At 43.5% G+C, this 15180-nt stretch carries 7 protein-coding genes; all 7 read right to left on the bottom strand.

Translation table 11 applies throughout. The annotated features are described in order from the left end of the window. Window positions 1-10: 10 nt before the first annotated feature. On the bottom strand, window positions 11-784 hold the full coding sequence (locus R7Z41_RS01980; protein ID WP_167415180.1) for a DeoR/GlpR family DNA-binding transcription regulator: 774 nt from the start codon (window positions 782-784) through the stop codon (window positions 11-13). A 178-nt stretch (window positions 785-962) separates the two neighbouring features. Then, entirely contained in the window at window positions 963-1805 is an 843-nt protein-coding gene (locus tag R7Z41_RS01975; protein WP_005390219.1) for a hypothetical protein, read from the bottom strand. Beyond that, complete coding sequence (locus tag R7Z41_RS01970; protein ID WP_031781401.1) at window positions 1795-2415, bottom strand: OmpA family protein; 621 nt, start codon at window positions 2413-2415, stop codon at window positions 1795-1797. The genes R7Z41_RS01975 and R7Z41_RS01970 overlap by 11 nt, the downstream gene beginning before the upstream one ends. Beyond that, window positions 2408-3721, bottom strand: a complete 1314-nt coding sequence (locus R7Z41_RS01965) for a TolC family outer membrane protein (RefSeq protein ID WP_054579453.1) — start codon at window positions 3719-3721, stop codon at window positions 2408-2410. Before R7Z41_RS01965 ends, R7Z41_RS01970 begins: the two co-directional genes overlap by 8 nt. Window positions 3722-3736: 15 nt before the next feature. Continuing rightward, window positions 3737-5050 carry an HlyD family type I secretion periplasmic adaptor subunit gene (locus tag R7Z41_RS01960; RefSeq protein WP_021033865.1) on the bottom strand — a complete coding sequence of 438 codons (1314 nt, stop codon included), beginning with the start codon at window positions 5048-5050 and terminating at the stop codon, window positions 3737-3739. Continuing rightward, on the bottom strand, window positions 5047-7218 hold the full coding sequence (locus tag R7Z41_RS01955) for a type I secretion system permease/ATPase (protein ID WP_206970842.1): 2172 nt from the start codon (window positions 7216-7218) through the stop codon (window positions 5047-5049). Before R7Z41_RS01955 ends, R7Z41_RS01960 begins: the two co-directional genes overlap by 4 nt. Next, a partial coding sequence (locus tag R7Z41_RS01950; protein ID WP_405523107.1) for a DUF5801 repeats-in-toxin domain-containing protein occupies window positions 7215-15180 on the bottom strand: 7966 nt, incomplete at its 5' end. The genes R7Z41_RS01955 and R7Z41_RS01950, both read right to left, overlap by 4 nt.

The raw sequence follows: 15180 nt of genomic DNA, 5'->3' as shown, positions 1-15180 counted from the left end.
GTAAGATTCCTTATTTCGGTGATACAACAATACATTCAATATCATTGTGATCGAGGAGTTGTTGAAAATCTGATTGAGGGGGATGATCGGTAATAATGATGTCGATCTTTGACAAATCACATACGTGGTGGAAATTGTCGCTACCAATTTTTCGGGATTCACAAACGACGATGACCTGCTGAGCTTGAGCAATCATCGCTTGTTTCATTGTTGCTTCTAACAAACTATTTGTTGTCAGCCCTCGGGATGACAATGCACACACGCCAATGAACGCTTTGTTCACGTGATAATGCTGCATTTGCTGCTCTGCTTGCGCCCCTAAAACTGCTCTGGCATAAGGGTCAAAGTGTCCGCCTAAGAAATAAACGTCCATTGTGTCGTTTGTCTCAGCAGCGGTCAGCACATCAATGCTGTTAGTAACGACGTTGAGCTTGTTTTCTCCACAACGCGCTTTTCCTGCATAGAGTGGGAGCAGAGATAAAATGGTGCTGGTATCAATAACAAGATGGTCGCGCTCATCCAACAACGCTGCGGCAGATTGAGCCAGTCGATGTTTAACGTCACTCACGGGTCGACTCGCGTATGCCTCGGTATGGGAAGAGATCGGCGCAAGCATGACACCACCTCGTATTCTTTGTAACCCAGGTTGCTGACTCAACTTAACTAAGTCTCGACGAGCTGAATCTCGCGAGATACCAAAGTACTCACAAACTTCAGACAACGTTACTTTATTTTGCTGATCCAGCTTCGCTCTGAGCGCTACGAGTCTTTCTTCTTGTGTCATGACTTAAATTCACTTAAGTGGTTTTAAGCAAACTTGCCACAATAATAGAAAAATTACCAACAAAACCACTTACAACCAACTCAATTGACCAAAGGTTAACCAAAGATAAATGAGCAGCAAGGCAAAACTTCCTAGGACGGTACGTTCACTCAAGCCCACATAGTTAGGCGTATGAAGTTTATTTATACCCGTTTAAAACAACTGGCTCATCTAGCCCTAACTTCACTCTATTTCTTTTAATAAGCGCTTTTGGTAGTGGAATAAACCCAGCATTTCGTACCTGTTGTGTATTGTGGTCTGTTGTAAGGAGTTCAAATAGCTTTGATTTTTTGATCTTCTGATTAGTGTCGAATTGTTTATTTATATAAACGTAATAGACCACGGAAAATGGATAGCGAAGAGAATAGATGCAATCTGTGCTCAAAGAGCATGAGTCATCGTTATGATGAACAGAGAGAGCCTTGTAGCTCGACCACTGTTCTGAGTATTTAAAATCGGAGTATCGCATATAAGCTTTGGCTGAAAAGTCGTCGCTTAAAGCCCGTTTCAATCGGTCTTCATCAAGCATTTGAATCGATGATTGACAACCATTAGAGCTCACATCTGGGTTACTTAAACGCATCTCCCCGAAAGCATACGTATTTGCATCACAGCGTTTCAATTCACTAACGGAAACACTATCTACCGTACTCTTTTGACTATTGATTACGACAATAGCGTTTGCCATTAAAAACAAACGTGTAGGCCTGTGGCCTCTTTCTCGTTGAAATCGGGAGATGTTTTCATCTGACCATTTCTTAGATGTGATCGCAATAGAGGCTCCGTCATTTAGCATGTCGTTAAAACCACCAGACTGAGATGCAAGCGCTACATTTACACTTGGCTCATCTATCAATGTTTCTATCGTTTCTAGTATCTCTGGTTCGACAAAAATCGATGTTCGAGCCTCAGAGTCAGCAAATGCCAGCGGTGAAATCAAACATGAAGCTAGAGCAAAGAAAGGCAAGACTTTAATTTTCATAATTCAACTCCAACTTCGAATTAGGTGTCAACTCGCTGTCCGAACTAAATATAGTCCACGCTTGTTCAGTACTTTCAGCTTTCGTGTTTACAACAGCAATTGTGCGCCTTTCCCGTTTTTTTAGTTGTACCGTCAATGCCGTATTCTGATAAAACTCTTGCTCTTCAATTCGATTATCTTGAATGCCGTTTCTCACTAGCAATTTTCGTATAGCTGCCGTTCTTTTCTTTGCCAACGCTTTGTTGTATTCGAGTGACGCTTCAGGGCTTGTGTCTCCTATCAGTATGACTTGCGCATTTGGGTTACTCTGAAGCAATGCTTTCAACTCGCTTAGCGGCATATCATGAGATGACGTTACCTGATGCTCATCCATCGCAAAGAAAAAACTGATCAGGTGTGTCTGCGAGTCGTTGACCCAATTCGCACAACCCTCACTGTCAACAACCACACCTTTGGGCGTATCTGCGCAGTTATCTCGTTGGTTTATCACGCCATCACTATCATTGTCTTTAAGGTCGTTGTACTGGTAAGTGGTCAACATCGTATCCGGTGATTCAGCACAGCCTGCTAACATGAAAACTAGAAGACTCGCCACTGCGAATTTATCCATTATTGTTCTCCTTCCAGTTCTCTGGATACTCAACTCGCAACGCATAAGTCAGAATCCCCATCGAGTTGAATAAACGGTAAGTGGCAACCAAATGATCGTACTTTGTTCGGGTATAGTTCCGTCTCGCAACAAACGTTTCAACTTTGGCATCTAATACATCTAACAAACTGCGTCGCCCTACATTGAACTGCTGGATGTACCCTAATTCAGTTACTTTCGCCGCATCAACGTTGACTTTTAAATACTCCATTTGCTGTTGAAGCAATGTATGTGCGTCCCATGCCAGCCTTACACCTTCATTCGCATCTAGTTCTGCATTTGCTCGAATAGCCCTCGCCTCCTCTACTCGCCAGGCAGATGACTCCACTCGGGAGTCTGTAGAAAAGCCGTTAAAAAGATCGTAGTTGACCGTCAGCATAACCTTTGCATCTTCGTTAATGCCTTCAATATTATCCACGTTGTCTGTTTTGTTGGCTGACAGCTCAAGCTTGAGCTCTGGGTAGTAATCCCCCTTTTCTCTTTTTACTTCATGTCGAGCCGCCTCTAAATCTTTCATCGCCGACTGTATGGATGGGTGCAACCTAACCGCTTGTTTGAGTGCTTCGTCAAGCTTATTCGGAAGCAATTCCTGCGGGTAAACAGGCTCAACTAAGTTTTGCGGCGCTCGACCAACCAAACGTACAAATCTTGTTCTAGCATCGGAAAGATTGTTTTGGGCGGCAATCAATGAGGACTGTGTTGTCGCGACACGCGAAGAAACCTGCGCTAAGTCGGAGTTGCTGGTTAAACCTTTTTCTTTTTTATCTAGAATGAAACGGTAGATCTCTTGGTGTTCACTTAGGTTTCTTTCTGTCAGTTTCATCAACTCTCGGGCATGTAAAACGTCCACATACGCTCTGACAGTATCTAATGCGACATTTTCCGCAGATGCCAATAAGCCCAAGCGTTCAGCTTCAGCCTCGTAAGATAAGCGATCAACGTCAGCACTTGTTTTAAATCCATCAAATAACAGTTGGGAGATTCTTACGCCCATCTCCGTTCTTTCTAATGTTCTATCTTCACTGTCGATGTAGTTTCCGTTGTTATATCGAGTACCTTCGTACCCTGCTGCTGCATACAAATTAACCTGAGGAAGAAATGAACCATTTATGGCATTTCGGTCTCGTACCATCGACTCATAGCGAGAATAGCGAGCAAGCAAACTTGGGGAGCTATCGAGAGATAACGTAACTGACTCTTCTAAAGTCAAAGCGTTTGGCGACGATGATACTGCAAACAAGACCAATAACGTTGATTTAAGCCGCATCTTATATCCTTATGTCTATCTTTCTCTGAGCGAATTCTCTTTCGCACGTAATATAGGTTTTAACCAATAATTCAGTACTGTTTTTTCTCCTGTAAGAATGTCTACCACAACCTGCATTCCCGGGATGATCGTAAACTTATCATCAACCTTGAAAGTAACGTTGGCACGGTAGTAGGCATTGCCCTCTTCATTTTGAAGTGCATCGGCGCTTACGTAGGTCACTTCTCCTTCTAGGCCTCCGTAAATGACAAAGTCATAGGCAGACAACTTTACCGTTGCCGGCAGGCCAGGCCTTATAAAGGCGATATTCTGAGGAGAAATTCTCGCTTCAACGATTAACGTGCTATTACGAGGGACTATTTCTAAAATAGGCTCACCCGGCTTAACCACACCTCCGATGGTTCTGACAAAAACATCTTTGATGGTTCCATCGACCGGAGAAAGTAACTGCGTTCGATTCAACTGATCCGCAATCGCCTGACGACTTTCATTGAGCTGCGCTAGTTGCGTCACAACTTCATTGAGCTGCCCTTGTGCCTCTGCCCTAAAAGCAAGCGCAGTACCACGATAATCTGCGATGGATTCAGAATACACAGCCCTTTGCTTTTGGGCAGCAGCTTGTGAACTCGCGATGTCTCCTTTGAGCTTTATAACATCTCTATTCAGTTTTAATAATTCCACTTCAGCCACCGCGCCACTAGAAACCACCTCTCTCAACATATCTCGCTCTTTCGAGACAATAACCAGACTGCTTTTTAGTGTTTGAATGGTATTCAAGGTATCTAGATAAGCTTGCGATTGTTGCTCAATTCGCAATTTAGCCTCCTCCAGCTCAGACTCCAGTTGGCTCAACCGCTCAAGATAGTTTGCTTTGGCATTCAGATAGGCAGAGTGGCCGGTCATCGAAATATCAAATGGCTGAGGCTCGATACTCACTTGTTGTTTCCAATCCAGTTGGAGGCTATTCACTTTTACCGTTTCTAATTCAATTTGAAGCCTCTGCTTTCTGGCGAGCAAAGATTCAACTTGTTCAGAGGTCTCCGAATAGGTCGACTTAAACCTTGTATCATCCAGAATGGCGATGGTTTGCCCCTTAGTGACGCTTTCACCAGGCATGACAAGTAACTCCTTTAGAATGCCGCCCTCTAAGCTCTGAATCGTCTGAACAGACAAAGTAGGAACAACTTTTCCTTCGCCGACAACCACTTCGTCTAACCTCGCCCACGAGGCCCAAATAATCACACTCAGCACTAACGCGGCAGACAACCAAATCAACGTTCTCGAACGGTTTGCTAAATGAGCATTACTCCAACGAACTGTGCTCATCATTGACCTCCTTCGCGTACAATTGATACTGCGCGTACTCTGTTCGTCTTCGCGTTAGACTGTTGTTTAGCAAAAATTTCTTGGGGCGCTCCTTCCCTCAAAATTGCGCCTTTATCAAGCACAACAATTCGATCACAAAGCGATAATAAGGAATGTTTATGAGAGCTAATAATCATCGTCGTCGAGTGCGGCAACGATTTAAGAGCATTAAACAACGCATTCTCAGCTGGCTGGTCTAAGGAACTGGTTGGCTCGTCTAAAATTAATGCTGCTGGGTTTCGATAAAAAGCTCTTGAAATCGCTACAGCTTGCCTTTGCCCCCCCGACAAATAACGCCCTCCTTCTCCGACTTGCGTTTCTAGACCATGAGGAAGGCGACTCATGTACTGGTTCAAACCCGATAATTCTATCGCACGGCGTAATCGTTCTTGATCAATAACATGATGTCCTAATACTATGTTTTCCATAATGCTGCCGTATATAAGATGCGAATCTTGGCTAACCCAACCCGTTTTCTCTCTTATCAATTCGGCGGGCCAAAGCTGACTGTCAATGTCATCAAAATAAACGCTACCCTGTAAGGCACTGAGTTGATTGGTAATAATAGAAAGGAGTGTAGACTTTCCTGCTCCTGCACTACCAATAACGCCAACGCGTTCGCCTTGCTTGATAGTAAGATTAATATCTCTCAAACATGGCATATCAACATCTGGGTATTGGAAGCTCACGTTTTCTAAACGTATATTCCCTGTAAATTCGGCAGACGTAATGACCTGACTGCGTTGCGCCTCCTGAGGTAAAGACATGATAGAATTTAAGCCTTCAACCGCTGTTTTTGTCTGTTGATAGCGAAGTAACAGCATAGCTAACTGGTTAATCGCCCCTGCAGCACGACCGCTAAGCATGACAATAGCAATGAGCCCCCCCATGCTGAGCAATCCCTCAGAAATTCTGTACACGCCTGTTACAAGTAACATTACGGTAATTATCTGCTGGCTAGATTGAATGGAGTAAGCAACGATATTCGAATAGTTTCGCGATTGATTTTGCCAATCAGAAAGCATGGATACCGTTTGCTCCCAACGCTTTTGTGCTTCTCCCGTAGCGTTATTTTGCTTAATCTCTTTTAAAGAGGACAATGAATCAAACAAGTGAGCTTGTCGCTTCATGGATAGTGCAGCACTTTCCGTATGTGATTGTTCTATTTTTGCTTTTACCGCAAAGCCAAGGATCAGCAGGGTAAACATGACGGCAATAGGTATGAACATCATTGCCCCACCTAGCCAACCAATTAAGACTAAAAATAACAACGTAAATGGGAGATCAACTAAGGTCACAAGAGATGCAGAAGTAAAAAAATCGCGAACACTATCAAAATCTTGTAGTTGTCGAGCGAATGCACCGACTGATGCAGGACGGTGTTCAAGTTTCATCCCCATAACTTTAGAAAAAAGTATCGAAGAAAGCTTGTTATCGATGTACTTACCCGCGGTATCAGTGGCAACTCCCCTTGCTTTACGCAATAGCCAATCAAAAATAATGATGACGGAGACACCAGCGACCAAAACCCATAATGTACTGAAAGCTTGATTAGGCACTACACGATCGTAAACGTTCATAGTGAAAAGCGGAATAACTAGCGCTAGCGTATTGATAAGGAAAGAGGCAATCAAAAGATCTCGATACCACGGAGACATTTCTTTCACTACGGCGAAAAGCCAATGTTCATTATAATCCGCTTGAATAGAACTTATCCGTTTGTCCAGCTCTGGACGCATAGAAACTTGCCATGCTTGAGGCTGGAATTGATTATGCAGCTCCTCGCTCGTGACGTATTGCGTTTCACCTTGATCTTCACTAAATAACGTGACTTGATAATCGCTGTTATGTCGCTCAGATATAATAGCGGGTTGTAACGTCTTCCTATTGATTACCACCAATGGAAAGCTCAACATTGCGGTGGATTTTAAATCGATTAATGTGAGTTCAAGATCGGCTCGCTCAGCGGCTCTGATGAATAAGTCACTATCCAATCTACCCTCAACAAGAGGTAATCCAGAAAGCACCTTTTTTGTATGGTGTCTAACCTCAAAATAACGCATCAACCAAGTTAACGATTGCCCCCAAGGATCGTTAGTCAGCTCACTTGATGAGGATGAGTGATGCTTCATGACATACCACCTACTAGCAAGTTGTTGTCATCAATCATCTTCTGTAAGACATTTTCTTCGGCTACGCCAGTCGAGTCACCTTTGTAAAGCTGATCAAGAGTGACGCCCTGCATAAGAATCTGTTGTTTTGTCCCCGTCTCTTCTGGTTTTATGTGAAGCGTTACGCCATCATCATTCTCTGTTAAATCGAGCTTATTATCGACTTCTGTTATCGAGGTAGCGGTGATTATCGAGGCAATGTCAATTGTGTCATTATCATCACCAACAGCGGATATTTGGAAATAGTTGATCACATCGTACGAGGGCTTTAACTCGTTACCGAGCCCTGAACTGTCAAACTGGAATACATCGCTGCCACTTCCTCCAATAAGCAAATCATTAGCATCTGTCGCAAGTAATGTTTGGCCCCCTTCTTCCACTAAGGTAACATTGACTGTCTGAGCAGCACCTTCTGCGACTGTAGCACCCAGTGTTGCAATCGGTTTTATCGACAACGTAAAATCACTTGCACCGCTAAACCCGCCAACGATGGAAAGATCAGCGACATCCTCTTGATCAACAGTATAAATGCCGTTCAATCTTTCACCATGACTCAACTCTAGATCTGTTGGTAATCCGCGAATCTCCACACTTCCAAACTCTTCGGGTGCAGGATTGACTAAATTCATGCTCAACCCCAAAGGAATACTCCCAGACGCTTCAGACACAATAGACTGATAATCGGCCGTTAGTGTTGGCTCATCAGCTTCAGGGGTAACAACAATGGTTAGATCGGTAGTTTGCACATCTCCAAAATCGGTTTCGAGTGTCTCTGACACTATCGCTTGATCAAACGTTCTAACATTGAGAGCAACATCCATCGTTCCAAATGCATCCTTCGGAATGAACTCCAAACCTGACACTTCATTTGCTCGCACTAATACCGTCGCCACGGCATTGCCCGCGTCATCGAAGGTAAAGGATGAGAATTGAGTTCCAATACGAATCCTACCTAAGCCTTCCAATGCAGAGGGTTCAGAGCTTGCTTTGATCAACATCGACACTTCTATATATTCGTTGCTATTTGTTTCAAAACCGCTCGCTAAAAAGTCAATCGAAATGGAATCACCTTCATCTCCAGTGAACGTGTTAGAGGTTGTATTCAACGATACATCATCGCCAATCGGTTTTACGCCGACGTTGAACTGAGAAGTGGTATAGTTATAGTCGTTTGATCCAGACTCTTGGGTAATAGCTTGCAGTGTTAATGAAATATCCCCACTAAAATCTAGTGGCGGTAGAAAGTAAACCTTATCAAGTTGTGCTTGAGTTAGCTGCCACTCCTTGCTCTCACCATCCGTTGAACCGTTATCAGGGAGTAATTCGAACGTCCCATTATTGTCCCAAACCAACACGGCTCCGTCTGGCACTCCTGTCATGACCAAAGACATCGACTCAGAACCATCTTGATCGATTAATGATGCAGATAAGTTTCCTAAATAAATATAATTATCTTCATTACCAACTACGTCTTCTGTTTCCAGAACCGCTTTATCAACCACTGGGGCAATGGTAACGGTAACTTCTGTTGATTGAGTTTGAGTATCTTTCGCACTGTCAGTACTTAAACAACTTCCCGTGACTTCATCAGTAATGTTTGCGTCAACGGAAATAACAAGCTCTCCACTGTAGTTTTCAGGTGGGATTAACTGAATTTCGTTTAGACGCGTAACATCTGTCACTACCCATGTTCCATCACCGTTGTCAATGAGTAGGCTCGGGTCCACGGCAGTAAACCGCGCATTCTCGTCAGACACCGATAAAGAAACCCAATTGACACTTTCAAGGCCAGTCGCTGCGTCACCTTCTCCAGTAATGGACTGCATTGGCCCTTCACTATCGCCCAATACAAGAGCAAGATTCAGGTTGGTTATAGTATCTTCTTGAACCGTAACTTGGCTTGGTGCTATCGCGATATCATCGACAACAGGAGAGATTTGTACCGTAATGGTCTGAGAGGTTGTTTTCGAGTCACCATCGCATGGGGCCGTTTCTGTCACTTCTAAATTGAAAGTAATGCAACCAGCAAAGTCCTCATCCACGCCAGTAAGCGTCAAGGAAGACAATCCAGCGCTAGAAATTGAATAACCCAACAGATTGCCCGCATTATCATAAGCAGGTATCACACCTTCGCCAGTAAGCTCGACTCCTTCAGGTAAAGAATCTGCGGCGACAAAGAAGGAAACTAAGTTACCATCACTACTCGCTACATCAGGGTTTAAAAACGCCCCAATTGAGACATCTTCACCTTCTTTACCTACAATATCCCCACTTTGAACGCTTCCTGGTTCACCAGGATCAGCACACTGGTCTCCATCTCCTTCATGGCCAGTAATTTGAATTTGGAACTGACCTGTGATGTATTGAGCATCCGTTCCATCTCGAACATACGCTAACACATTCACATCAAGTATCTCTGTATTAGATGGGCTATAAATCGATGCGCTAGCAAGCAAATCTTGAGCGGTTTCCAACACGCTATCACTTGTGATTCCTTCCATTGGAATCAGCCAGTTCCCATCGGCATCTTGAGAAGCACCATTCGGATGAGTAACAATGAGGTCTTGACCCTGCGGTATCTGTAAAACGATGTAATCGAGATACTCTGAACCATCAATATCCGCTTCTGTAAATGTAATGCCTCCACTCACGTCGACAGCAGACCCATCCGTACTTGTGAATACTTCAGTCGCGCCTTCTAAACGTGTTTTGTCAATATCTTCATTACCAATATCCACTTTGCCAGAAACCACGACGCTCAAAGAGCCATGGATTGCCTTTACATCAGTCTCCATCGTCGGAGACGTGTCTGTCACTTCGTACTGAACTTCCAGGCTAAATGTCCCACTTAGGTCTTCATTAGCTTTTACAGTGATTCGTCCACTGTTTAACAACTCAGATAATGTTGCCGAGCTACCATCAAGTAGTTCATTGAGTTCTAACGGTAAGTTACTTTCCTCTACTGCATTACCATCAAAGTAAAGTGTTAAGCCATCTGGAATGGATACAATGGTGTATCCTGTCAAGGACTCACTAGAATCTATATCTTGATTAACGACAGGCTCAAGATTTAGTGTGATGAAATTGTCCTCAATACCATTGCTTTGTAATTCTTGACCGTCAGTTTGATCAACAATAGGTGAGATTTCCATTTCCACTTTAAGAGGGGTTTCAGCAGAATCACCATCCGGCTCTGTTGAAACGACGATAACATCCATGCTCAGTGTTCCACTAAAATCTTGCTCTGTTTTGAGGTAAGTGTTTTCAAGAACAGCGTTTGAGACCTGATAAACTGGCCCCGTTATTGGGTCCACGTAAGCAATTGGAAGAACAATAGGGTCACCATTTACATCTGTCAGTTGTGTTCCCAAAGGGATGTTCTGAAGCAAGATATTAATTTCTTCTGATAGATCGTCGTCTGATGTCTGGATGATAAAATCCAGTTGTATCAGATTATCTTCGTCTAACGTAGAGAGATTACTAATTACTTTAGTCGCTTGATCATATTGCCAATTCCCCTGTCCACCATCTAGAACAATTGGTTCATCGACCACGCCTTTTAGCTTAATGTCAATGGTTGCAGATTGGCTCTCGGCGGTTTCATTAAGAGGTGCTAAGCCATCAATAGTCGACTCTGTTGAAATGGCGGTTACTTGAAGGGATAGAGATTCAGTAAATGAGCTGATATCCGATTTTGGTTGAAGTAACGCCTCCGAATTGGCTAGAGCATTGGAGGTCACTAGGTAGGTATTAATACCGATAAGCGTAATCCCAGCTCCGACAGGCAATGTCCAACCATCTTGAACTTCTATGCGATAAGACAGAGACTCCGAGCCATCTGTGTCAGTGAGCCGCCCTAGGATGTACTCTTTTAAGTCAATCGCTTGGTCTTCAAGCCCCTGAATGTTTTTAACGGTCAGCGTAGGCACATCGGCATCTGGAGATATATCGATAACAACTTGCTCAGTGATCTCCGCTGTTTTATCTTGCTCATCGGCATACACACTACCCGACTCAGTCGTTACTGCCGTCACATCAAAAGTAAATCTTCCGGCTAAGTTTTCGTTAGATGTGATTTCAATTTGATCTAACTCGGATTGGCTATACGCTTTACCTTCCTCAATAGCACTTCCATTAAGTGTTAATATAAGTCCATCTGGAATATTCGAAATTTGGTAGTGGAGCGTTTCAGAACCGTCTTGGTCAAACTTTTCAGCAACAATATTGAGTGAAAGTGATTCAGCGGAATCTTCAACACTTTGATAAGAAAAGTCCGAATCACTAGACCACTCTGGCAAATCTGCAACCGGTAAAACGTTAACATTTAACGTGTTATTGCCTTGTAATACAAAACCATCTGGTTCGACATCAGATACGATTAATGCAGACACTGCTAACGAAACTTTGATAGTGTTGCCCGACAGGTTTAGCGCTGGTTGATAAGTGAGATCACCATTTGGAACGGTGAATATACCCACCCCCATTAGCTCTGTACCAGAAAGACTAATAAATCCTTCATTATCATCATCTTCAAGGCGCACTCCGTCTAAAAACAGAGCCCCTCCTTGTAGAGATTCAACAGAGATCCTTATCGCTTCAACACGCTCATTATTCTCCGTATCCCCAGGAGAAACTCTAATCGGTAACGCGACTGGCGTGGGGTCTCCACTGTTATTCGCGCCATTATCTTCTAACGTATCTACATTAACGGTTCGAATAAAGCCCCTGGCATCATCAAGAATTAATTGAGCTTCACTGCTTGCTTGGTCACCGTCTGCATCCGTCACAGTTATCGTTAGATCATCAAGCAAACCACCTACAGGCGTATTAACAATAAGCTCGGTAGTTAGCGTAAATGTCCCATCTTGAGCAATAGTCAGCGTTCCATATTTTAAGTTACCATCACTACTATTGATTAAATCGATAGTCCAAGCATCATTGCTAAATACCGAACTCGCCGTATCGTATGTTTCACCTGCATAGGTCAAACTTGAAATCAACGTGCCATCTGAACTGATTAAGTCGGCATTATTGCTAAACCAGTTTCCCGAAAACTCATCCCCCTCGGTAAGTTCAATTTCTATTGGTGAGCTTGTGTCTTCAGGGATATCATCTACTACACTAACGGTATATGTCTCAGCTTCAGACTGGTCGCCATCCTTATCAACGGCATAAATTGAAAAACTGAGTTCTAATGTGTTCTCGTCCGCTGGAACACCGTCAGGTTCATCGTGTTCAAGTGCACGGTATAGATCAAACTCGACAGTCCCATCGGTATTAAATCTAATTCTAAAGACGTCTTGCTTGCTTTCATCTCTTGCATATAACCAACCATTCGAGTCCGGTGAATCAAGCGAAACTAGGCTACCACTACTTGTTTTATAGCCGAGCGCATTGAACATATCGATATTCACGCTCACACTGGCGATAGAGTCTGAACCTTGTAATAGCGTAATGGATGGTGACGAGCCCTCGATGCCAGAATCAAGCGAATCATCATTCAGCCCGCTTTCATTGACTGTGATTCCCTCTGTAATTACTAGTTCCGGAAACAAGCCATCATAGACCAGTATGTTGGACTCCGTAGAGATCTCGCTTCCATCAGAATCTCTCGCCACGATGGGCATAGAGATCGACAATTGCGTCCCATCACCTAAAACATGGTCAAGCGAGTGATAAAGCTCTACAGTTACATTAACGGTAGACGTATCATTTGATGGCAAAGAGAAGTCACTAGGTAACGTGACCCTAAATACAACGTCTCCAGTGTCTGAAATTGCGTCAAAGCTTCCATCATTGTTATCGTACCAAGTGACAGCCTCTCCGTTATAAGTAACAGCATCACCAAGTGTAGTTTTGACAGTATCTCCATCATTTATGTCAACACCCAGATACACAATCGGATCGAATGATGACGTAACTATCACATCCGTATTCGCTATGGCTGAAACACCATCAGGAGCAATGTTTGTATCGACAGGTATTTCGGTCAACTCGACATTGCCACTATTGATTAGCGCTTGCCCATTGTCGTTATCTATCACATTAATGTCTAAAACGACCGACGTGTTATCTTGGTCTGAGTCCATTGCAGTAACAACGAGAGGTACGTTTGGATCAGTATTTTCTTGTTGGTCGAGAGCCTGAAAAAGCTCAAAGGAGTAGGTAATGTCGCTATTTGCATCAATAGGTAATGAAGCATTGAGGGTAGCTTGAAAGATGGGAATCTGAGTTTGCCCATCTTCGTCAAGAATATAACCATCAAGTGTTTTGCCATCCGCAGAGACTTGATAAAGCACAACTTGTTCACCACTCGTCAACAAGGGTTGTTCAGAGACGATGAACGACAAAGATTCGAGGTAATCACTGCCAACCTCAACTTGAAAATTCCCTGAGCTCAACACACTTCCATTTACGAGATCAGATTCTTTTACTTCTACCCCATTCAAATTATTTAAAGTTGGGTCTGCGCCATCCTTTAGAATATAGTCAATTTCATTCTCTACAAGCGGTGTGGCATCTAAATCTACGCCACCAATGGTCAACGGGAAAGTGACCGTATCACTGCTATTGAATTGATCGATAGGGTGCTCAAGAGTAAGCGAAATTGAAGCTAATACATCGTTACCCGATTCAACGCCACTCAATGTTAACGTAAATACAGTGACACCATTGGCAAATGCTGTAATTTGCTTTCCACTGGAGCTTAACGTGTAGCTAAGCTCATTATCAGAGACTGAGCTTGTAAGCCCTAATGCTTCTAACTTAGTAATAGATGACCCACCGAAATACAAACTACTCGGATCCGGATTGTCAGATCCCGCGACAATATTAACAGTTCCTTCAAAGTTCAATATCGGGCCATCCAAAGGGACTTCTGTTACGTTTATAGTCGCATTGCCTACGTAACCTGCTTGTCCATCAGTAATGTCAATGGTCGCGTTAGCCAAGCCATAGTCTTGGGAGTCATCTGCAGCTAAATAGCTGAAAGAAACACTTTGCTCGACCGAATGATCTAGGTTTCGACCTGCATCAAACTGCCAAGAGCCATCAGAAAATACGGTTAATTCGCCTTTTTCTAAACTAAAACTTACGGATCCCCCCTCTAGAATTGACTTCTGCTCCCCGCCAGCCTCTACAAATTTCACATAAAGTGTTCCATCAAGATCAATATCATTTTCAAGTAGATTGCCCGTAATTGTTTGATCTTCTAAGACTGAGTATGTGTCATCTCTAATCACCGGATCAGAGTCATAAATAGTAATCGTTAACGGTGCCACAACCGTCTCTTGTGTACCGTCAGCATCACTTTGAATGCTTTCAACCAATACGTTAGTCACCAGCTCATCTTGACCTACACCATGATCAATCGCTTCATAAAAAGTAATTTGAACCGTACCATCATCATTGACTTCTGCTGAGAAAACTAATCGGTCGTCGGTCGATGTTCCTTGTAAGCTCAACCCATCTTCTGCAACAACAACATTAATAGATTGACCGACCGATGTAAGCGCGCTCAAACTTGGCTGCTCTGCATGCAGTGCTGGCACACCATTTTCTATGTTGATGGCTGCCGAGCTGCTTTGCTCACCAAAAAATCCAGCGATGTTTTCAGAAAATACCGTTGAACCGGGTAGCACTATTGTTGGCATGGTATCGACCGCATGGTTGCCGGCGGCATCCAACACTTCAGCTTCAATGGTCCACGTGCTGTTTAGATTGAGAGTGTTTACGTCAATTCCAGTTACTGTCCACGAACCTGATGCATCAACAAGGCCAGTAAAATTTAGCGTGCTGTCTCCGTCACTTACCCGAATCGTCACTGCCAGACCTTGCTCTACACCATTGGTTGTCCCTCTCATTTCCGTGACTATACCCTCACGGAAATCATCAATGGCAAGACCACCGCTAATATAAAAATCC

It is taken from the genome of Vibrio sp. 1457 (assembly GCF_033340195.1).
Classification (GTDB): Bacteria; Pseudomonadota; Gammaproteobacteria; order Enterobacterales; family Vibrionaceae; genus Vibrio; species Vibrio alginolyticus.
The sequence above is the reverse complement of the archived record's forward strand: the minus strand, read 5'-3'. Positions and strand labels throughout refer to the sequence as shown.

What these genes read in the sequence shown, in the direction of transcription:
- R7Z41_RS01970 (WP_031781401.1), bottom strand. Translation starts at nt 2,415, where the DNA reads ATGGATAAATTCGCAGTGGCGAGTCTTCTAGTTTTCATGTTAGCAGGC.
- R7Z41_RS01960 (WP_021033865.1), bottom strand. Translation starts at nt 5,050, where the DNA reads ATGATGAGCACAGTTCGTTGGAGTAATGCTCATTTAGCAAACCGTTCG.
- R7Z41_RS01965 (WP_054579453.1), bottom strand. Translation starts at nt 3,721, where the DNA reads ATGCGGCTTAAATCAACGTTATTGGTCTTGTTTGCAGTATCATCGTCG.
- R7Z41_RS01955 (WP_206970842.1), bottom strand. Translation starts at nt 7,218, where the DNA reads ATGAAGCATCACTCATCCTCATCAAGTGAGCTGACTAACGATCCTTGG.
- R7Z41_RS01980 (WP_167415180.1), bottom strand. Translation starts at nt 784, where the DNA reads ATGACACAAGAAGAAAGACTCGTAGCGCTCAGAGCGAAGCTGGATCAG.
- R7Z41_RS01975 (WP_005390219.1), bottom strand. Translation starts at nt 1,805, where the DNA reads ATGAAAATTAAAGTCTTGCCTTTCTTTGCTCTAGCTTCATGTTTGATT.